Annotated in this window: 17 protein-coding genes; 10 read left to right on the forward strand and 7 right to left on the reverse strand. The window is 69.6% G+C overall.

Annotated elements, in window-relative coordinates; translation table 11 throughout:
* Positions 1–162 precede the first annotated feature (162 nt).
* Positions 163–624 carry a MarR family winged helix-turn-helix transcriptional regulator gene (locus Aco04nite_RS13235; protein WP_212997530.1) on the forward strand — a complete coding sequence of 154 codons (462 nt, stop codon included), beginning with the start codon at positions 163–165 and terminating at the stop codon, positions 622–624.
* Here the strand turns inward: Aco04nite_RS13235 and Aco04nite_RS13240 are convergent.
* Positions 621–1,340 (reverse strand): hypothetical protein, encoded by a 720-nt coding sequence (locus Aco04nite_RS13240; RefSeq protein ID WP_212997531.1) that lies wholly within the window; start codon positions 1,338–1,340, stop codon positions 621–623. The two genes, Aco04nite_RS13235 and Aco04nite_RS13240, sit on opposite strands and share 4 nt — an antisense overlap.
* Positions 1,341–1,459: 119 nt before the next feature.
* Between Aco04nite_RS13240 and Aco04nite_RS13245 the strand changes: the two genes are divergently transcribed.
* Positions 1,460–2,221, forward strand: a complete 762-nt coding sequence (locus Aco04nite_RS13245) for a maleylpyruvate isomerase N-terminal domain-containing protein (RefSeq protein ID WP_212997532.1) — start codon at positions 1,460–1,462, stop codon at positions 2,219–2,221.
* Between the two features lie 348 nt (positions 2,222–2,569).
* Here Aco04nite_RS13245 and Aco04nite_RS49590 read toward each other — a convergent pair whose 3' ends face one another.
* Positions 2,570–4,825, reverse strand: a complete 2,256-nt coding sequence (locus Aco04nite_RS49590; protein WP_212997533.1) for a TPM domain-containing protein — start codon at positions 4,823–4,825, stop codon at positions 2,570–2,572.
* Between the two features lie 43 nt (positions 4,826–4,868).
* Here Aco04nite_RS49590 and Aco04nite_RS13255 point away from each other — a divergent pair, with 43 nt between their 5' ends.
* Together Aco04nite_RS13255 and Aco04nite_RS13260 are read left to right on the forward strand one after the other, a co-directional pair.
* Entirely contained in the window at positions 4,869–5,954 is a 1,086-nt protein-coding gene (locus tag Aco04nite_RS13255; protein WP_212997534.1) for an S-(hydroxymethyl)mycothiol dehydrogenase, read from the forward strand.
* The gene (locus Aco04nite_RS13260; protein WP_212997535.1) at positions 5,954–6,559 is read left to right on the forward strand and encodes an MBL fold metallo-hydrolase; all 606 of its coding nucleotides are present in this window, start codon (positions 5,954–5,956) and stop codon (positions 6,557–6,559) included. The genes Aco04nite_RS13255 and Aco04nite_RS13260 overlap by 1 nt, the downstream gene beginning before the upstream one ends.
* 42 nt (positions 6,560–6,601) lie before the next feature.
* On the opposite strand, the gene Aco04nite_RS13265 is transcribed toward Aco04nite_RS13260, so the two are convergent.
* On the reverse strand, positions 6,602–7,948 hold the full coding sequence (locus Aco04nite_RS13265; RefSeq protein ID WP_212997536.1) for an MGH1-like glycoside hydrolase domain-containing protein: 1,347 nt from the start codon (positions 7,946–7,948) through the stop codon (positions 6,602–6,604).
* Positions 7,949–8,270: 322 nt separating this feature from the next.
* Positions 8,271–9,335 (reverse strand): DNA polymerase ligase N-terminal domain-containing protein, encoded by a 1,065-nt coding sequence (locus tag Aco04nite_RS13270; RefSeq protein WP_212997537.1) that lies wholly within the window; start codon positions 9,333–9,335, stop codon positions 8,271–8,273.
* Between the two features lie 72 nt (positions 9,336–9,407).
* Here Aco04nite_RS13270 and Aco04nite_RS13275 point away from each other — a divergent pair, with 72 nt between their 5' ends.
* On the forward strand, positions 9,408–10,076 hold the full coding sequence (locus tag Aco04nite_RS13275) for a helix-turn-helix domain-containing protein (RefSeq protein ID WP_212997538.1): 669 nt from the start codon (positions 9,408–9,410) through the stop codon (positions 10,074–10,076).
* On the opposite strand, the gene Aco04nite_RS13280 is transcribed toward Aco04nite_RS13275, so the two are convergent.
* Positions 10,066–10,419 carry a VOC family protein gene (locus tag Aco04nite_RS13280; RefSeq protein WP_212997539.1) on the reverse strand — a complete coding sequence of 118 codons (354 nt, stop codon included), beginning with the start codon at positions 10,417–10,419 and terminating at the stop codon, positions 10,066–10,068. The two genes, Aco04nite_RS13275 and Aco04nite_RS13280, sit on opposite strands and share 11 nt — an antisense overlap.
* Before the next feature lie 140 nt (positions 10,420–10,559).
* Here Aco04nite_RS13280 and Aco04nite_RS13285 point away from each other — a divergent pair, with 140 nt between their 5' ends.
* The 3 genes from Aco04nite_RS13285 to Aco04nite_RS13295 all read left to right on the forward strand — a co-directional run bounded on the left by Aco04nite_RS13285 (position 10,560) and on the right by Aco04nite_RS13295 (position 14,906).
* Positions 10,560–11,669, forward strand: coding sequence for an FAD-dependent monooxygenase (locus Aco04nite_RS13285; protein ID WP_212997540.1), 1,110 nt, complete (start codon positions 10,560–10,562; stop codon positions 11,667–11,669).
* Positions 11,670–11,791: 122 nt separating this feature from the next.
* Positions 11,792–13,549 carry an aa3-type cytochrome oxidase subunit I gene (ctaD, locus tag Aco04nite_RS13290; RefSeq protein WP_203842173.1) on the forward strand — a complete coding sequence of 586 codons (1,758 nt, stop codon included), beginning with the start codon at positions 11,792–11,794 and terminating at the stop codon, positions 13,547–13,549.
* A gap of 127 nt (positions 13,550–13,676) precedes the next feature.
* Complete coding sequence (locus Aco04nite_RS13295; RefSeq protein WP_212997541.1) at positions 13,677–14,906, forward strand: MFS transporter; 1,230 nt, start codon at positions 13,677–13,679, stop codon at positions 14,904–14,906.
* Here Aco04nite_RS13295 and Aco04nite_RS13300 read toward each other — a convergent pair.
* On the reverse strand, positions 14,903–15,595 hold the full coding sequence (locus Aco04nite_RS13300; RefSeq protein ID WP_212997542.1) for a GNAT family N-acetyltransferase: 693 nt from the start codon (positions 15,593–15,595) through the stop codon (positions 14,903–14,905). The genes Aco04nite_RS13295 and Aco04nite_RS13300 overlap by 4 nt on opposite strands.
* An 86-nt stretch (positions 15,596–15,681) precedes the next feature.
* Between Aco04nite_RS13300 and Aco04nite_RS13305 the strand changes: the two genes are divergently transcribed.
* Positions 15,682–16,278: a permease-like cell division protein FtsX gene (locus tag Aco04nite_RS13305; RefSeq protein ID WP_212997543.1), complete on the forward strand. Its 597-nt coding sequence runs from the start codon at positions 15,682–15,684 to the stop codon at positions 16,276–16,278.
* Positions 16,275–16,769: a SigE family RNA polymerase sigma factor gene (locus tag Aco04nite_RS13310; protein ID WP_244875958.1), complete on the forward strand. Its 495-nt coding sequence runs from the start codon at positions 16,275–16,277 to the stop codon at positions 16,767–16,769. The genes Aco04nite_RS13305 and Aco04nite_RS13310 overlap by 4 nt, the downstream gene beginning before the upstream one ends.
* Here the strand turns inward: Aco04nite_RS13310 and Aco04nite_RS13315 are convergent.
* Positions 16,756–17,322, reverse strand: a complete 567-nt coding sequence (locus tag Aco04nite_RS13315) for an isochorismatase family protein (protein WP_212997545.1) — start codon at positions 17,320–17,322, stop codon at positions 16,756–16,758. The genes Aco04nite_RS13310 and Aco04nite_RS13315 overlap by 14 nt on opposite strands.
* Positions 17,323–17,330: the final 8 nt, after the last annotated feature.

Here is a 17,330-nt window from a genome sequence, read left to right on the forward strand (position 1 = left end):
CCAGCCGGCCCCAGCGCCGTGACGAGGGGTTGAGCCGGGCCGAACCTTACTCTTGACGCTTCAAGAAAGTCGATCGACGGGATCCGTTGTTTACCCGTTGTTTGCCTGAGGCGTGGGAGCCCCGTGCAACACGGCGTGCCGGGCGCTTACTAACCTGCTGCCATGGACGAGCCGCGGTGGTTGACCGACGAGCAGCAACAGGCGTGGCGCAAACTGGTCGAGGTGCTCGTCAAGGTCCCGGCCGCACTCGAGGGCCAGCTCCAGCGGGACGCCGGTCTCACCCACATGGGCTACCTCGTCCTGTCGACCCTCTCGGAACGCGACGACCGCCGCCTCCCGATGAGCCGCCTCGCCAAGAAGGCCAGCGCCTCCCTCTCCCGCCTCTCCCACGTGGTCGCCCGCCTGGAAGCCCAGGGCTGGGTCCGCCGCGAACGGGACCCGGAGGACGGTCGCGTCCAGATCGCCGTCCTCACCGAGGACGGTTACGCCAAGGTCGTCGAGGCCGCACCCGGCCACGCCGACTCGGTCCAGCAGCTGGTCTTCGACCGCCTGACCACTCCACAGGTACGCCAGCTGACCAAACTCTGCGAAGCCCTCCTCGACGCCCCCGACGAACCCCGCTAGTCGTCGACCATCAGCCAGTCACCCGGCAGAGCCCGGCGCACCGCGGTGACGGCCTCGGCGTTGTCCGCCCGGACCCAGAGCCAGTGGCCCGCGTCCTCGCGAAGGATCGCGCCCAGCCCGCTGAACCACCGCATCGGCTTCCCGTCAGGATCGGCCCAGAGAACGTAGTCCGGCATCGGCAGCCGCCGGAACCGCTGCTCCAACGTCACGACGGCCTCGTCGTCGAGCTCCCGGTTGTCGACCGGACCGTCATCGCCGGCCAGCATCCACTCCGACAAAACCATCTCCACGCAGGCCAGCGAGACGCGGTCGAGGTAGGGCCGCCAGCCCGACTCCAGCCGCAGCAGCACAGGCGGGTCAGGCTCCGCGATCGCCGAAAGCGGGATGCCCCACTGCACGACATTTTGGTTCTCGACCCGGAAGACCAGCACCTCGCCGCTGTAATCGAGGTAGACCCGATCGGGGCTGAGCAGGACATCCTGGCTCCGGGTCAGATCAAAACGCCTGCCGATCCGACGGTACGCCGTCAGCAGCGCCTCCGGAAACCCGAAGCCCAGCGCCGCCTCGGCAGAACGGAGCTCAGCATCGCCGTAACCGTCCTTCTCGAGCAGCGGAGTCGCATACCGCTCAGCGAACATCTCCACGAAACGCCACGCCCCGGCAGCATCCCGCACCGCCAACTCGAGCGCCGCGTGCAACTCAGCTTCCTCGTCCACGCCCACACGATATCGACGCCCGGTCACCCCGTCGCCTCTCGGAACCCGCCCACTGAAGCGCGCGCCGAGGGCCGAGAAAATCGTTCCCGGGTTCCGGCGAATGGTGATAGACATCCCGGGTGCCCGAGATCCTGGACTTCCCCGAGCTGCTGCGCCTGATCGACGAACGGTCCGACGCCTTCCGCGCCACGATCGCCGCCGCGCCCAGCCTCGACGTCGTCGTACCCACCTGCCCCGAGTGGACGCTGTTCGACCTGGCCGAGCACATCGGAACCGGCCGCCGATCCTGGGCCGCCACCGTCGCCGCCGGACCCGCCGAGACAAAGGCCGACCTGCCGCCCGACACACCCGAGGCGCCCCGCGACGACCGCGAAGCCCTGCTCACCTGGCTGGCCGACTCCACTCAGGAACTGGTCGACGCCCTGCGGAAGGCGGGCCCGGACAGCACCTGCTGGAACTGGTGGGCCGACTCCCAGTCCCCGCCGACCACCGGCGCCGTCGCCCGCCACCAACTGCAACAATTCGTGGTTCACACGTACGACGCCCAGCTCACCATCGGCACCCCGCAACCCCTCCCAACCGCCGCAGCCTTCGACGGCGTCGACGAGTTCAACCTCACCTGCGTCGCCACCACCACCCCCTGGCCCCACGCCCCCGCCACCCTCGACTTCCACGCCACCGAAGGCCGCACCTGGCGAGTACACCTCTCCACCGCCGGCGCCCGCATCTCCACCCCCGACGAAACCCCAGCCGACGTCACCATCACCGCCACCGCCAGCAACCTGGTCCTGAACTTCTACGACCGCATCCCCCTCGACACCCTGTCGATCGAGGGCGACCGCCGCAGCCTCGACCAGCTGGTCGCCTGGGACCGCAGCTAACGACTGCCCGGTGAACTGCTCATCCTGACGGGCTCAGACAGCGGTTCCGGCCAGGGCAACGGTCTCCTGCCACGGGCGCGCAGCGACGGCCGGGTCCTGACCGACCGTGTCTTGCCCGGCTCGGCTCGGCCCGGCTCGGCTCGGCTCGGCCCGGCCCTGCCCCGAGCGATCCGGGCTGGCCCTGCCCGGACAAGCCTGGCCTGACCGATCCGGCCCCAACCGGCCCCAACTGGTCCGATCCAGCCAACCGGCCCGGCTTGGCCCGGCTTACGGGCGGGCGAGCCATTGGTTCGTTCCAGGCCCTCTACCAGCCTGAACACGTCTCGCCTGCTTACCGCAGTTGCGGCATCAGAAGCGGCCGCCACCACCCCGACGTCCACCGCCGCCGCCACCACCCCCGCCGCTTCCACCGGTGCGACGGCCGCGGGTGGAGCTGCCGCCGAAGCCGCCGCCGGACCAGCCGCCGCCGTGCGAGCGCCCGCCGCCCCCGCCGCCCGAGAGAATGCCGCCGAGAACCGCGCCCGCGAACGCGCCCGCGTCGAAGCCGCCCCGCTGGCCGCCGTAGCCAGATCCGCCACCGCTGAACCCACCGCCGCTGAACCCACCGCCGCCGAAGCCGCCGCCGCCGCCGGACCAGGACTGCACGTCGGCGTGGGCGGATCGGCCGGCGGAAGAGGCGAGACTCTGGGCCTGCTGGGCGTGGTTCAGGGCGGCTGCGGGGTCGGAGGAGGCGAGGGACTCTGCGAGGGCCAGGTGGCGTTCGGCCTCCGACAAGGATCCGCGGGCGCCTGCGTTGACCGCCCCGCGCCGGGTGGAGATGAAGTCGGCTGCCGCGGCCACCTCGGCGCGGGCCACCGGTAGGGCCTGGTTGAGCTGGGTCTGGATGCGGGCGGACCGTTCGGCTGCGTCCTGCGCGTTGGCGAGTGCGCGGTCGAGGATGGCGTCGGCGGACTGCAGCGTGGCGACCGCCTGCACGGGGTCCGTCCTGGTGGCGGAAAGTTGTCCCCGCACGGAGGAGAGCGCCGTCTCTGCCCCAGCAACCGCGGCGGAAAGGTCAGCCTGTGCGGACAGGGCGTGTGCTGCGGCGATCTCCGATTCCAGTTCGGCGATGAGGGCGTCCGCGGCGCTACGGGCCGTCACCACGTCGCCGGCCGCCCGGTGCACGGCTGCGACAAGTTTTTCAGCCTGCGATACAGCCTGTTCTGCCGCCCGCACAGCCAGCGCGGCCTCCGCCCGATTGCCGCCCGGCACCATCGAAGACCCATGCCCGGCCGGAGATGCCGGCTCGGCTGGAGATACCGGCTCGGCCGGAGATGCCGATCCGGCTGGAGATACCGGCTCGGTAGGAGATAGCGGCTCGGTAGGGGATGTGGGCGTGGACGCCAGCGCGGCGCGGGCCTGGTCGATCGCTGTGGCGGTGAAGTGGAGGCGTTCTCGGGCCTGTTCGATGTTGCTGGAGACGGCGTTGACGGTCTGTCCCGCGTACTGATCAATGAGGTTTTGAAGTGCTGTGACCGCTGCGGGAAGCGTGCCCTCCACGGCCAGCTTGCGGGCCTGGACCTCGGTGGCAGCCTGATCGGCCCGGCCCTCCAGATCGCGGAGCTGGTCGAAGGCTTCCGATTCGGCGTCGAGGCGCTCGTCGGCTGCCTTGCACCGGGCAATGATCTCGCCCAGGATGCGCCGCCGCGCCGGTTCGTCGGGTGCGGGGGTGTCCTCCAGCGTCATCCGCAGCCGGAACGCTTCCGCGACGTCCTTGCGCGAGGCCTCCAGCGCTGTCCGGAACCGGGCAGTCTCACCGGTGCCGTATTGCGCGGCCGCCAGGGAGAGCTCGCTCTCGCTCTCGCGCAGATCGTCGTCCAGCTCGATGAGCAGCGCATTCGCCTCAGCCGTCAACGCCTCGGTCGAGGGCCCAGAAGGCACAGAAGGCCCGGAACCCCCAGAGGCCCCAGAACCCCCAGAACCCCCAGAACCCCCAGAAGACCCAGAAGGCCCAGAAGACCCAGGGGCCCAGGCGGCCCCGCCTGGCTGCCCCGAACGACCGGCAGGGGACGAAGCCCGGCGACGACGCCGCAGAAAGACCCAGATCAGGGCGCCAATGATGATCACGGCGAGAAGCACGACGATCCAGACGCCGGAGCCGCTGCCCGCACCGGCAGCGTCCTGGTAGCCCGACGCGGCGGCCACGACAGCGCCCGACCAGTCGCTCTTGGCCAAAGCGGGCTCGATGTCCTGCGACGCGACGTCGGCGAGTTCATCGTCGGTGATGCGGGAGTCGCCAGGGAACGAATACGCGTACGCCCGGTCACCGGTGGCGACCGCGAGGAGCGCATCCCGGTCTCCCAGATCGCTGAGCTGGGCGGTCTGGTCCGTCCAGGTCTGGGCGGCGGTGCCGTCGAAGGAGTCGACGAAGACGACGAAGAGCTGGATGCCGGTCGATTTCTGCAGCGAGGCCAGCGCGGAGTCCACCGAGCCGCGCCCGCTGCCGAGTGCGCCCGTCGCGTCGGTCACCTGGGTGGCGAGGCGCGTCGGTGGGTCGGCGAACGCGGGTGCGGGCACGAGGAGCAGTGCCAGGACCAGCAGGAGTACGCGTCGGGCGAAGGTCACCCGCCCACCCTAGATCCCAGGTTCGGATGGCAAGGTTGTGCATATGAGCCAGCGAGTCAACGGAGTCATCTCCCGCGCCAAGGGTGCCCCCGTCGAGGTCACCACGATCATCGTGCCGGACCCGGGTCCCGGCGAAGCCGTCGTGAAGGTGCAGGCCTGCGGGGTCTGTCACACCGACCTGCATTACCGCGAGGGCGGGATCAACGACGACTACCCGTTCCTGCTCGGCCACGAGGCCGCCGGGATCGTGGAGTCGGTCGGTGCCGGGGTGACCGAGGTCGCCCCGGGCGATTTTGTCGTCCTGAACTGGCGGGCGGTCTGCGGTGACTGCCGCGCCTGCCGCAAGGGCAAGCCGTGGTACTGCTTCAACACCCACAACGCGACCCAGAAGATGACGCTGGAGGACGGCACCGAGCTGTCGCCCGCGCTCGGCATCGGGGCGTTCGTGGAGAAGACTCTGGTCGCGGCGGGGCAGTGCACGAAGGTCGACCCGGAGGCCCGGCCCGCAGCCGTGGGGCTGCTGGGTTGCGGCGTCATGGCGGGGATCGGCGCGTCGATCAACACCGGTGGGGTGACCCGCGGAGACTCGGTCGCGGTCATCGGCTGTGGCGGGGTCGGCGACGGTGCCGTCGCGGGTGCGGCGCTGGCCGGCGCCACGACGATCATCGCGATCGACACCGATGACCAGAAGCTGGAGTGGGCCCGCAAGTTCGGCGCCACCCACACGATCAACGCGCGGGGCAAGGATGTCGTCGCCGAGGTGCAGGCGCTGACCGGTGGCAACGGCGCGGACGTCGTCATCGAGGCGGTCGGCCGCCCGGAGACGTACAAGCAGGCGTTCTACGCCCGTGACCTGGCCGGCACGGTGGTGCTGGTCGGCGTGCCGACCCCGGACATGACGATCGAGTTGCCGCTGGCTGACATCTTCGGCCGCGGTGGTGCGCTGAAGAGCAGCTGGTACGGCGACTGCCTGCCGACCCGGGACTTCCCGATGCTGACCGAGCTCTACAAGCAGGGCCGGCTCGACCTCGACGCGTTCGTCACCGAGGAGATCCGCCTGGACCAGGTCGAGGAGGCCTTCGCCAAGATGCACGGCGGCGGCGTGCTGCGCTCGGTCGTGATCTTCTGATGGCGGCCCGGGTCGATCACGCGGTCACCAGCGGCACGTTCTCTCTCGACGGCGAGACCTTCGACGTCGACAACAACGTGTGGGTGGTCGGGGACGACGCCGAGTGCGTGGTCATCGACGCGCCACACTCGGTGGACGCGATCCTCGAGGTGGTGGCGGGTCGCAAGGTCACCGCCATCGTGCTCACCCACGCGCACGACGATCACGTCCGCGTCGCGCCCGAGCTCGCCGAGCGCACCGGGGCGCCGTTGATGCTGCACCCCGCCGAGGAGGTGCTGTGGAAGCCGACGCACCCCGGCCTGCCGATGCCCGCTGCGCTCAGCGACGGTCAGGAGATTCCGGCCGGCGGTGCGACACTCACGGTTCTGCACACCCCGGGTCACAGCCCAGGAGCAATTTGTCTGTACGCCGCTGAGCTCGGCGCCGTGTTCACCGGCGACACCCTGTTCCAGGGCGGTCCGGGGGCGACCGGTCGTTCGTACAGCGACCGGCCGACCATCGAGAAGTCGATCCGCGAGCGGCTGTTCGCGCTGCCGCCGACCACGGTGGTGCACACCGGCCACGGCTCCGACACGACGCTCGAAGCCGAAGCCGAAGCCTTCTAGCGTCCTGCGCCGGGCCGTGTAGAAACGGCCCGGCGGGATCGGCTACGCGGCTCGCGCGTACGCGGGGACGGACCGGTCGGCCAGCAGGTCGAGCGACAGAGCCGCTGTCCAGCTGAACGTCGGCGCACCGATGCCCTCGCCGGTGACCGGGTGGAAGTACTCGTAGTGCCCGGAGCGGTGGATGAGCCTGATCATCGCCATGCGCAGGTCCTCGGCCTCGCCGCGGTACCCGTGGACGAGCATGCCCCGGCGCAGCAGCCAGTTGATGTTGATCCAGATCGGTCCACGCCAGTAGCGCAGCGTGTCGAAGTCCGTCGCCGTCCGGTCGTAGCTCGGCACCGGCAGGCCGGTGGCCTCGGGCAGGCCGAACCGCTCCGACGCGGCCTCCGCCATGATGGCGGCGGCCTGGTGGTCGGGCAGGTCGGGCAGGATCAGCGGCACGAGGCCGTTGACGCACCGGGCCGGGCTCAACATCCTGGTACGCACGTCACGCGACCGGAACGTACGCGTCGCCGGATCCCACAGGTGCTTGGAGATCGCCGCCGTGATCCGCTGTGCCCGCTCGCGGTGCACCTCCGCGTCCGCGCCGACGACCTCCGCGATGTGCACCAGCGCCAGCTCGGCGGCGGCCAGGATCGCGTTGAACGACGGGCACTCGACCACGAAGTCGTGCCGCTGAACGAGGGCGGTGTCGGAGTAACCGCCGTCCCGGTAGTTCAGGACCAACCCCAGGTAGCGGGCGTAGTCGATGTCCAGCGGCCGGTGCGAGGCGTCAGCGACCTCGAGGTCGCGGCGTGTGTACCGGGTGAGGAGCCCCATGTCGGCGGGGACAGCTGCCATCGCGGTGTCCCAGGACGGGCTGTTGTCCAGTCCCGACTCCCAGGGGTGCACGATGCTGGCGAGACCCTCGCCTGCTGCGTCCCGGCGCCGGCTGAGGTATTCCTGCTGGGCGACCAGCCGGGGGTAGAGCCACCTGAGCTCGTCGCCGGCCTCGTGGGCGGCGGCCGCGCCGTGCGCTGCGGCGCGCCGGTAGACCTCCCACGCGGCGATCGCGTGCAGTGGCGGCTGGACGAGCCCGGTGCTGCCACGGGCGGCGCGCCCGTTGTAGGCAGGGACGTTCCAGAAGCCGGGACCCGGGAAGTAGTCGCCCTCCGCGGTGCGGGGGTCGAACACGATGTGCGGCACGCGGCCGTCGGGCCACTGTGCCTCGAAGAGGCTGCGCAGGTCACGCCAGGCTCGCGACGGGTTCACATAGGCGAGACCGATGGCGATGAAGGCGGCGTCCCAGCTCCATTGATGTGGGTAGAGGCGGCGAGACGGGACCATGTGGTCGTCTGACCAGTTGACGTCGAGGACGGACGAGGCGGAATTCCAAAGATCTGCAGACATGTCCGGAATCACTGGAGCGGGCGGATAAGGCATCGGGCTGCGCATCTACTTATAGACCTTTCCGCCGCGGGATCGGGCAAACACCCTTGATCGGGTGACGCACGCCTCGCATGAGGAATATGAGCCGTTCGGAGACCCGGATCAGGAATTTGTACGCGAGTCACGACCGACCGGGGATCTTGCGGAGCGGTCCAGCTCAGGGCATACGTCTTCCCGTTCCCGCCCAGGTCAGAAGCGATCTTGGCCGGGGCCGTGTTTCACCCGCCGGGGATCGGCTGAAAACAGCCATGTTCGACTGAACGGCCTATCGGTGGGGACCCATTCAGTCGATCAGCATCCAGAGACGGCTGCGCCGGCCGGGCAGGTACGGCGAATCCATCCGCTTCGCGACAACGCCGCCGAGACCCTGGGCGGCAGCTGCTTCCAGGGCGAACTCTCCGCCGCCCGGGAAATAGGGTGGGGTCTGCCAGTTCGCCCCGGTCAGATTCAGCCCCTCCAGCAACTCGCGGCGCTGTGCGTACCGGAGGAACTCGACTGTGGAGTGCCCCTCCAGCCAGAGCAGGTCATAGACCAGGAAGTGGATCGGCGTACGTTCGACAGCGCGCCTCGCCGCCCCGGAGTCACGCGGCTCCCGGCGCAGAGCCAGGCGGTCCGCGGACACGGTGGCGCCGTCGAAGGCGACGATCTCCCCGTCGAGCACGGCCTCGGTCGGGGCCAGCGCTGCCCCGAGCGGGCGGAGCTCCGGATACCACGAGGTCACGTCCGCGCCGTCCGCGTCGGTGAGCCGCACCCGGCCGCCCGACACGTAGGCGAGCGTGCGGCGACCGGCCCAGCTCAGCTCGTACCCCCAGTCCTCGTCGTCTGGCGGTAAGCCGGCGGCTGCCGTCGCGAGCATGGGTTCGACGGCCTCGGGCATGGTCTGCCAACCCGGCTCGGCGGGGTCCATCCGGCGGACCATCCAGTTGGCGTCGTCGGTCTGGAAGAAGACGTAGCGGCCCGAGGTACGTCCGCCGTGGAACGTGACGCTGATCTCGTCGTCGCGCCACTTGTCGAGCTCGTAGGTGCCCCGATCGTGGATGGTCATCCGGCCGCCGCCGTACTCACCGGCCGGGATCTCACCGGCGAAGTCGAGGTATTCCAGCGGGTGATCCTCGGTCCTTTTGGCCAGGTTGTTGCGGGCCCGATCGCGGGGGAGCCCGCGCGGGACGGCGAACGAGGCCAGCACGCCGTCGTGCTCGAGGCGCACGTCCCAATGCAGGCTGCGGGCGTGATGCTGCTGGATGACGAACCTGTTCCCGGTGGTCTTCTCCCCAGCGGTTGCGGGTATCGGCTCCGGCGTCCGCCGGGCATCGCGCCGGCGCCGGTACTCCTCGAGCTGGTCGACCATCCATCGATTGTCCGCCCGAACTACACGGATGTCATTCGCGCGAATGTCGTACCCGCGTGCCAGGGTCGATCCATGTACCGCGAACGGCCCTCAGCCCTTCCGCACGTGATCGCCTGGCGCAGCGTGGTGCCACCGGGCACCCCGCCCGGCCGGATCCTGCCGGACGGCTGTCTCGACGTGATCTGGCAGGACGGCACGGTCTACGTCGCGGGTCCCGACACGACGGCCCAGGTCGTGCCCACCGCGGCGGGCAGTCGCTTCTTCGCTCTGCGCTTCGCCGACGGGGTGGGCCCTGGCATTCTCGGGGTCCCGGCCGACGAGCTGACCGACCGTCAGGTGCCCCTCGCCAACCTGTTGCCGGCCGCCGAGGTGCGCGCGCTGGCCGAGGCGCCCGACCCGCCGGCCGCGCTGGAGGAGTTCGCGCGTCGCCGCTGGCAGGCTCCCGACCGGGCGATGGTCGGGGTCGCTGCCGGGGCGCGGGCCGGGCTGCCGGTCCCCGCGATCGCCGATTCCTGCGGCCTCAGCCCGCGACACCTGCAAAGACGCACCAGGACATCCTTTGGGTACGCGACCAAGACGCTGGTCCGGATCATGCGGCTGCAACGGGCGGTGGCGCTGGCCCGGGGCGGGAGCCCGTTCGCCGACGTCGCGGTGACGGCGGGCTATGCCGACCAGGCCCACCTGTCACGTGATGTGAAAGCGCTGGCCGGTGTGCCGCTGGGGGAGCTGGTCATGAGGTAGAAGGTGCGTACAGGTCCACGCCGTTGCCGTCCGGGTCGAGCACGACGGCATACCGCTGTCCCCACGGGGCGTCCCACGGCTCCTGTTGAGACTCGTAACCCGCCTTGACCAGGGCGGCGTGGGTGTCGTCCACCTCGGCCGGGTCCGCGCAGGCGAAGGCCAGATTGATCTTGCTTTTTTCGTCCTGGTCCCACATCAGCCGGTTGCCGCCCGGCAGGGGAGCCTCGGCGTGGGGTGCGTTGTCCGCTCCGGCCGGGAGGTCCAGGCCGAGCAGGCGATAGAAGGCGAGCGACTTGCCGATGTCGGCGACAGTGAGGCCGACCGCATTGAAAGTAAGTGCCATGCCGGTGACGCTACGAGGGCTGGGCGGCGTCCGTCTTGAACAAATCGGACGGGTCCGGCGTCACGGGTTCCCCGCCTCCGTGGCGGCCGGTAGTGTCTTGGCTCCGGCGCGTATCGAAGACCCTCGGAGGCGTTGCTGCGATGACCTTGCGGATCCTTGTCGTCGGCGCCGGAATCAGTGGTCTCGCGGCGGCAAGAGGCCTGCGGATCGCGGGATTCCGGCCCGACGTGGTGGAAGAACTCCCGGCGACCATGGTCCCCGGAGCCGGCATCTACCTGCCCGGCAATGCGGCTCGTGCGCTGCGCCTGCTCGGTCTCGACGCGCCGCTGCGGCCGCTCGGTGACCTGATCTTCCGGCAGGTGTTCCAGGACGCCCAGGGCCAGGAACTGTTCGAGATGGACGTCGCCGCGCTCTGGGCCGGAGTCGGCGAATCGCGCGCACTGTCCCGCGCCGACCTGCAGCAGGTGCTGCTCACCAGCGTCGGCGGCGCGGTGCGCTACGACACCGCCGTGCGTGATCTGGACCTCATCGACGGCGCGGTCAAGGTCGAGTTCGGTGACGGGTCCGTAGCCGAGTATGACCTGGTCGTCGGTGCCGACGGGCGGAAATCGATGATCCGCGGCAAGGTCGGGCTCGGCGGTGCCGCGGCGCCGACCGGCCAGATCGTCTACCGCAGCGTGGTCAGCGGCGGGCCGCCGCTCAGCGACTGGACGGCCCTGCTCGGACAGCGCTCCCAGTTCGTGGCGATGCCAATGGGTGGCCGTCGCCTCTACTGCTACGCCGACGAGACGGTTGAAGCCGGCGTCGAGAACCCCGCCGACCCGCGGGCCCGGCTGCGGGAGCTGTTCGGCGACTTCGGAGGATGCGTTCCGGCCATCCTCGCCGCTGTCGAGAAGGTCCAGGTCGCCCGGACCGACGAGGTCGTGATGGACAGCTACGCCAAGGGCTCGGTGCTGCTCGTCGGTGACGCTGCACACGCCACCGCGCCGACGCTCGCCCAGGGCGCGGCGATGGCGCTCGAGGACGCGGTCGTGCTCGGCGAGGTGCTGAAGCAGTCGGGCGGGGATGTGCGCTCGGCGCTCAGTGCTTTCGAAGATCGCCGGCGGCAACGCTGTGACCTGGTGCGGGAGCGGACCCACGAGCGGGATCGCACCCGGGACGTGCCGCCCTCCGAGCGCGACCCTATGCTGCGGGGGCGGGGCCAAAGGATCTTCTCGGATCACTACCGGGCGCTGGTGGAGCCCTTCTAGACCAAGGGTGCTCTTTGGTCACCCCGCGCCCGCCGGGGGTCGGCGGGGGACTATTCTGCCTGCGAGGTACGCCTTTCACTCGGGTGTACGCAGTGGGACGAACGAGACACCGGAGGCTATCCGTGACGACCGTTGCGCCTAAGCCGATCGTGACGCGGCCGTGGCCGGTCAGGCAGCAGGTCAAGGGCTCGGCCCTCGCGCGGATCCTGCGGACCACGGACGCGAAGCAGATCGGGATCATGTACATGATCACCGCGTTCGTGTTCTACATGCTGGGCGGCCTGATGGCCCTGCTCATGCGTACGGAGCTGGCCCGCCCGGGCATGCAGTTCCTGTCGCCCGAGCAGTACAACCAGCTGTTCACGATGCACGGCACGATCATGCTGTTGTTCTTCGCCACACCGATCGTGTTCGCCTTCGCGAACTTCCTGGTGCCGATCCAGATCGGCGCGCCCGACGTGTCGTTCCCTCGGCTCAACGCGTTCGCGTACTGGCTCTACCTGTTCGGCGGCACGATCACCATCAGCGGGTTCCTGACGCCGGGCGGTGCGGCTGACTTCGGTTGGTTCGCCTACACGCCGCTCAGCGACTCGCTGCACTCCCCGGGCGTCGGCGGCAACATGTGGGTCGTCGGCCTCGCCATCTCGGGCCTCGGCACGATCCTCGGTGGCGTCAACATCATCACCACCGTGATCACGCTCCGGGCGCCCGGCATGACGATGTTCCGGATGCCGATCTTCACCTGGAACATCCTGGTGACGATGCTCCTCGTGATCATGGTCTTCCCGTTCTTCGCGGCGGCCCTGTTCGCGCTCGCCGCCGACCGCGTGCTCGGCGCCCACGTCTTCGACGTGGAAACCGGCGGCCCGATGCTGTGGCAGCACCTCTTCTGGTTCTTCGGCCACCCCGAGGTCTACATCGTCGCGCTGCCGTTCTTCGGCATCATCACCGAGGTCATCCCGGTCTTCAGCCGCAAGCCCGTCTTCGGCTACAAGGGCCTGGTCGGCGCGACCCTGGCGATCGCGGCCCTGTCGATGAGCGTGTGGGCACACCACATGTTCGTCACCGGCCAGGTGCTGCTGCCGTTCTTCAGCTTCCTGAGCTTCCTCATCGCGGTCCCGACCGGCATGAAGTTCTTCGTGTGGATCGGCACGATGTGGCGCGGCCAGATCAGCTTCGAGACGCCGATGATGTTCGCGATCGGCTTCCTGGTCACGTTCCTCTTCGGTGGTCTCTCCGGCGTCCTGCTGGCTGCCCCGCCGATCGACTTCCACGTGTCCGACTCGTACTTCGTCATCGCGCACTTCCACTACGTGCTCTTCGGCACAATCGTGTTCGCGGTGTTCTCGGGCATCTACTTCTGGTTCCCGAAGATGTTCGGCAGGATGCTCGACGAGCGCCTCGGCAAGATTCACTTCTGGCTGACGTTCATCGGCTTCCACGCGACGTTCCTGGTGCAGCACTGGCTCGGCGCGGAGGGCATGCCCCGCCGCTACGCCGACTACCTGCCCAGCGACGGCTTCACGTTCCTCAACACGTTCTCGACGATCGGTTCGTTCGTCCTGGGCGCGTCGACGCTGCCGTTCATCTACAACGTCTGGAAGTCCTACAAGGTCGGCCAGCTCGTCACGGTCGACGACCCCTGGGGCGCCGGCAACTCGCTCGAGTGGGCCACGTCCTCCCCGCCGCCGCTGCGCAACTTCGACAAGATGCCCCGCATCCGCTCGGAGCGCCCGGCCTTCGACGCCAAGTTCCCTGAGCTCGCAGCGGGCGAACAGTCGATCGCCGGCCCCCCGGAAGGCGGCGCCCGCCCGCTCACCGCGGAATCGGACGGCGGCGCGACGTACAAGGAAGACCTGAGCGACCGCAAGAAGAAGTAACCTCGCTGTCCTGAGCCCGGCCCGGTCCCTGCGACCGGGCCGGGCTTTTTTGCTGCCCGTTGGTGGTCCCGCCTGCGGTTTTGTCGTACCCCTGCGGCAGACTGTCGAGCGGAGGTGAGGACCGCTCATGATGTTGACGCCTTACCGCGAAACGTTGGCGTTGCGCGGGATCAAGTCGTTGCTGGCAGTGGCGACGCTGGCACGGATACCGATCACGGCCGGCTCGGTCACGCTCACGCTGCACGTCACCCAGGATCTCGGTCTGGGCTACGGTGCGGCCGGGCTGGTCGGTGCCGCGTTCACCGTCGGTAGTTCGTTCGGTGCGCCGTTCATGGGCCGCATCACCGACCGGCGCGGGCTGCGGCCCGTCCTGGTGCTCACCACCGTCGCGGAGGTCACGTTCTGGACGTCCGCGCAGGTTTTCCCCTACTGGGCCCTGCTCATCGCGGCGCTGGTGGGCGGCTTCCTGACGCTGCCCGCGTTCTCCATCGCCCGGCAGTCCATCGCGGCCCTGACACCCCCGTCACACCGGCTGCCCGCGTTCGCGCTGGATTCGATCACGACCGAGCTCTCCTTCATGACCGGCCCGGCACTCGGCGTCCTCGTCTCCACGACAGCCGGCCCCCGCGTGGCGATGCTCGCGGTCGGCGCCGGCATCCTGCTCTCCGGCATCGGCCTCTTTTTGCTGAACCCACCCATCCGCGGCCACGACGAGGCACCGATCTCGATCGGTGAGCGGGTCACCCGCCGCTCCTGGCTGCGCCCCGAGCTGATCGCCGTCTTCGCCATCAGCAGCGCGGCCACCCTCGTCCTCAGCGGTACCGACGTCGCCGTCGTCGCAGTCCTGCAGCACTCCGGCGAGGTCACCTGGACGGGCGCGGTCCTCACGATGTGGGCGGTCTTCTCGCTGCTCGGCGGCTTCGCCTACGGCACCGTCCGCCGCGGCCTGCCACCCCTGCTCCTGCTGGCCCCCATGGCCCTGCTGACCATCCCGGTCGGCCTCGCCGGCGGCCACTGGTGGCTCCTCGGGCTGCTCCTCCTCCCCGCCGGAGCCCTCTGCGCCCCCACCATCACCGCGACCGCCGCGGCGGTGAGCCGCCTGACCCCGGCAGCCGCCCGCGGCGAAGCCATGGGCTGGCACAACTCCTCGCTGACCGTGGGCGTGGCCCTCGGCGCACCCCTGTCCGGCATCGTCATGGACACGTTCTCCCCGGCCTGGGGCTTCGCCGCCGTGGGAGGCGTGGGCCTCCTGGTCGCGATCGTGGTCCTGCCCATCGAGATCTCCCGCCGCCGCACCACACCCCCCGCTGCCCCGGCCCCCGAAAGGTCCGAGCTCTCCGAGGAGGCCGCGGTCTAAGACCGGCCGGAGTTGGTGAGCCGGACGCTGAGCTGCGAGCCCCACTCCTGGAAGCCGAGCGCCCGGGCGACGCGGCGGGACGGCTCCGGGCGCGCCCGCCACTGAGGCAGGAGCCCGGCGTCCAGGGCGTGCGACACCGCTGCTGAGGCGACGAGCCGGGCGAGCCCTCGCCGCCGGTGCTCCGGTGCTGTGAGCACGCTGAGGTGCGCGGTTTCGCAAGGCCACAGCCGGTAACCGGCGGCTGCCACGATGTCGTTTCCGGCGTGAAGGACGAAGGCCGGCGAGGTGATGTCCTCCAGGCCTGCCTCGGCGTCGTCGTCTGCCGGCACCCCGGCGAGAAGAGCTCCCAGGAGGTCCGCGGGGATGGACTCGACGCCGCCGTCCACTGCGGGACGGAAGCTCGCCGGGCCGCAGTAGGCCAAGGTCGCCGGGCCGAGTGTGTCGAGCACCGGCAGCACGGACGGGTCGGTCGTGGCTGTGGCCGGGAGCCCGTCGAGTGCTTGCCGCACGATCCGTGCGGAGTCCTCGTCGGGGGTGGTGGCGATCGCGGCTTCTCCCAGGCTGACGATGCCGGCCCAGCCGGGCGGGCACAGCGCGGACGTCGGGGAGACGACCACTTCGACGCCCGAGCCGCCGAAGGTCACCGGGACCCGGGCCAGTTCCTGCCAGAGCTGCTTGGCGCGTTCCATCGGTGCATCCTCGCAAAGGGTGTGACCGATCCGGTAGCCCGACCGGTCTTAGAGAGAGGAAGCTGCCGGAGACCAGGAGCGAAGCTGTGGAACAGAACCTCAAGGAATTGTTCGACCGGGCACTCGAGGGCGAACCGTTGCCACCACCCGGTGATCTGACGCTGACGGCGATGGGTGCCGGGCGGCGGATCCGGCGTCGGCGGCAGTTCCTGGTCGGCGGGTCGGCTGCGGCGGCGCTGGTAGGGGCATTGGTCCTGGTGAATGTCGTGCCGGGTCCCGAAAGCGGGGAAGTGCCCTTGACGGTGCCGGCTGCCGCCGCGGCTATGGCGAAGGCCCGTCCTGAATGTGACTGGACGACGCGACAGAACGTCACTGACGTTTCCATTTTCCTCACATACGAAGTCACCGATGCTCAGCGCGCTGCCATCGAGTCGGGACTCCAGGCCGATCCGACGGTGCGGAACCTCGATTTCGAAAGCCGCGAGGCCGCGTACGTCAAGTTCAAGGAGTTGTGGAAGGACAGCCCCGATTTTGTGCAGTCGGTGGGCCCCGAGTCACTGCCCGAGTCGTTCCGGTTGACGATGACACGGGCCTCGCGTTATCCCGATTTCCTGGCCACTTACCAGCACCAGCCCGGTGTCCAGGACATTGTCGGCGGGTTGTGCCCGGGGACGAGCAAGTGAAGGAGCGGGACGCCGAGTTCGCCGCGTTCGTGGGGGCTGCGACGCCGCGTCTGCGGCGGACGGCGTACCTCATGTGCCGTGATTGGCATCTGGCCCAGGATCTCACTCAGCTGACGCTGGCGAAGATGTACGCGTCCTGGGCCCGGATCTGGCGCACGGCGAACCTGGAGGCCTACAGCCGCCGCGTGCTCATGAACGCCGTCTTTGATCAGAAGAAGCGGCGCAGTGACTCCGAGGTGGTGCTCGCCGAGCTCCCGGACCGTCCCGGGGAGGGGACGCCCACCGCCGAGCTGCACGTCACGCTGATGCGGGCGCTGGCCACGCTGCCGGTCCGGGACCAGGCCATCGTGGTGCTGCGGCACTGGGAGGATCAGAGCGTCGACGCGGTCGCCGAGATCCTCGGTGTCTCGGCGTCCGTCGTGAAGATGCAGAGCATGCGCTCCCTCGCCCGGTTGCGCGAACTGCTGGGCGAGGAATTCATCCTGCAGTAGTGGTCTCCACCCCGGCCCGGGCGAGTTGGTCGAGCGCGGCCGCCGTGGTCGCTTCCGCGACGCCGGCGGTCATGCCGAGCAGCACTGTCGTCTCGAAGCCCGCGGCCTTCGCATCCAGCGCCGTCGCGCGCACGCAATGGTCCGTGGCGATGCCGACGACCTCGACCGTCGTCACGCCGTGGGTCTTGAGCCAGTCGGTCAAGCCGAGGCCCGCGTCGGTGTGACCCTCGAAGCCGGAGTAGGCGGCCTCGTATTCGCCCTTGTGGAACACGGCCTCGACCCGGGACGTCTCCAGGGCGGGGTGGAAGTCTGATCCGGGTGTGCCGGCCACGCAGTGCACGGGCCACGAATCGACATAGTCTGGGGTCGTGCTGAAGTGCGCGCCCGGATCGATGTGGAAGTCCTTCGTCGCCACGACGTGGTCCCAGCCGCGGTCCGGGTCGGTCAGCGCCTGCGAGATCGCCGAGGCGACGCTGGCACCGCCCTGGACCGCCAGGGAACCGCCCTCACAGAAGTCGTTCTGGACGTCGACGATGATCAGAGCCTTGGACATGCTCGGTA

It is taken from the genome of Winogradskya consettensis, assembly GCF_018332715.1.
GTDB lineage: Bacteria > Actinomycetota > Actinomycetes > Mycobacteriales > Micromonosporaceae > Actinoplanes > Actinoplanes consettensis.

Bases quoted from the DNA above. Each gene is read 5' to 3' on its own strand.
- Aco04nite_RS13315 (WP_212997545.1), bottom strand. From the start codon at position 17,322: ATGTCCAAGGCTCTGATCATCGTCGACGTCCAGAACGACTTCTGTGAG.
- Aco04nite_RS13255 (WP_212997534.1), top strand. From the start codon at position 4,869: ATGAGCCAGCGAGTCAACGGAGTCATCTCCCGCGCCAAGGGTGCCCCC.
- Aco04nite_RS13260 (WP_212997535.1), top strand. From the start codon at position 5,954: ATGGCGGCCCGGGTCGATCACGCGGTCACCAGCGGCACGTTCTCTCTC.
- Aco04nite_RS13235 (WP_212997530.1), top strand. From the start codon at position 163: ATGGACGAGCCGCGGTGGTTGACCGACGAGCAGCAACAGGCGTGGCGC.
- Aco04nite_RS13295 (WP_212997541.1), top strand. From the start codon at position 13,677: ATGATGTTGACGCCTTACCGCGAAACGTTGGCGTTGCGCGGGATCAAG.
- Aco04nite_RS13275 (WP_212997538.1), top strand. From the start codon at position 9,408: ATGTACCGCGAACGGCCCTCAGCCCTTCCGCACGTGATCGCCTGGCGC.
- Aco04nite_RS13265 (WP_212997536.1), bottom strand. From the start codon at position 7,948: ATGTCTGCAGATCTTTGGAATTCCGCCTCGTCCGTCCTCGACGTCAAC.
- Aco04nite_RS13285 (WP_212997540.1), top strand. From the start codon at position 10,560: ATGACCTTGCGGATCCTTGTCGTCGGCGCCGGAATCAGTGGTCTCGCG.
- Aco04nite_RS13280 (WP_212997539.1), bottom strand. From the start codon at position 10,419: ATGGCACTTACTTTCAATGCGGTCGGCCTCACTGTCGCCGACATCGGC.
- Aco04nite_RS13300 (WP_212997542.1), bottom strand. From the start codon at position 15,595: ATGGAACGCGCCAAGCAGCTCTGGCAGGAACTGGCCCGGGTCCCGGTG.
- Aco04nite_RS13270 (WP_212997537.1), bottom strand. From the start codon at position 9,335: ATGGTCGACCAGCTCGAGGAGTACCGGCGCCGGCGCGATGCCCGGCGG.